We start from the raw sequence: 1,628 nt of genomic DNA, 5'->3' as shown, positions 1-1,628 counted from the left end.
TCTGGACAGTCAAAAGTTCTTGTCGAAAAATCGCCACATAGAAAAATAACCCAATCAGCAAGGGTCTGGTATCCTTAAGTTCTCACACCTAAAGGAAGGACCGCCGAATGGGTTACAAGAAGCAGTTTACCCTATTTCCAGGCGATTGACCATACCCATGTTCAAATACATGAATACCTTGTTACAGCCCTTTCGTTCCTGCTTCACCAGACAAGCCACCTTCGAGTGGTTTGTTGTCATCATTCTTGGCTTTATGTTACGCTCGGACGCTCTGGGTGTCACATCGGTCATTCGGGATCTCTCCCTGAATCGTCGTTGCTACGAGAGCCTCCTTCATTTCTTTCGTTCGTCCGCCTGGTCGCCTCAACGGCTTAGACAGAAAGGGCTTCAGGTCGTGCGCCAGCATGCGCCCCTGATGAGGATTCAGGATCGTGTGGTCCTCGTCGGCGATGGCATGAAGCAGGCCAAGGAAGCGCGCCGCATGCCGGGTGTCAAGAAACTCCATCAGGAATCCGAAAATGTCTCCAAAGGGGACTACATCTTTGGCCATTTGTTTGGCGCCATCGGCATTCTGGCAGGCGATGCAAGGAAATGGTTCTGCCTGCCCTTGTCTATGAATGTACAAGACGGCATCAAAACCATTCTGGGCTGGAAAAAATCCACGGACGAAGCAGAGGCACCTTCGCATGTTGTTCAAATGATTGAACAAGGCTTCGAAGCGGCGAAGGGCTTTGGCCAAGCGCTACTGCTCTTGGACCGGTACTTCTTATCCGTTCCTGCCTTGGAGCGTCTACAGGCATGTCATCTCGCTTCGGAAACCCGCATGCACCTGGTTGTGACCAAAGCCAAGTCCAACGTGGTCGCCTACAAACGCCCGCCCGCGAAGAAAAAGCCTGGACGTGGCCGACCGCCTAAAAAGGGCCCTGCGGTCAAACTGAAGACATTGTTCACAACGCATGCCGCCGATTTCCAGACGGCAACCGTTCCGCTGTATGGCAAAGAAGAGACGATTCAATTTCTATGCCTGGATCTGCTTTGGGGCCAAGGCTGGTATCAGGAATTACGCTTTGTCCTGGTCGTGCATCAGGGCCGCCACTCCATCTTGGTCAGTACGGATCTAGGCCTGCCAGCCACGGACATGATCTCCCTGTACGGCTATCGCTTCAAGATCGAATGTACGTTTCGAGAGATGAAACAGGTTACCCACGCCTTCGGCTACCGGTTCTGGAGTAAGTCCATGCCGAAGCTGCATCGGTTTATGAAAAAAGATGCCCCTCATCCACTCGAAGCCGTGACCTGCGAGCACGACCGCTATCGCATTCAAAAGACACTTCAGGCGATCGAGGGTTTCGTGATGTGCCAGTGCGTGGCGATGGGCGTGCTGCAACTCGTCGCCCTGCGCTTCTCAAGCCGGACATCGGGGCTGTTCTTCCGCTATCTTCGAACGCCCTCTCATGCCGTGGTCTCGGAGGCTACCGTTGCCGCTTATTTGCGTAAATCTATTTTTCGCCTGTTTGCTCAAAATCCGCATGTAGCCCTAACTCAAATAATTAAATCCAAGCAGGATAACGCCTATCTGGAGCGCGATTCGCTGGCTTCTTAGGGCTGTAAAACTTTTGACTGTCCAG

1 protein-coding gene is annotated in these 1,628 nt (G+C 52.6%); it reads left to right on the top strand.

The window, feature by feature from the left end; translation table 11 throughout:
- The first annotated feature begins 157 nt into the window (after positions 1 to 157).
- Positions 158 to 1,603: a transposase gene (locus tag AC6ROY_RS25315; protein WP_500103329.1), complete on the top strand. Its 1,446-nt coding sequence runs from the start codon at positions 158 to 160 to the stop codon at positions 1,601 to 1,603.
- The last annotated feature ends 25 nt before the right edge of the window (positions 1,604 to 1,628 follow it).

It is taken from the genome of Paenibacillus sp. sg306046 (assembly GCF_059821225.1).
The sequence above is the reverse complement of the archived record's forward strand: the minus strand, read 5'-3'. Positions and strand labels throughout refer to the sequence as shown.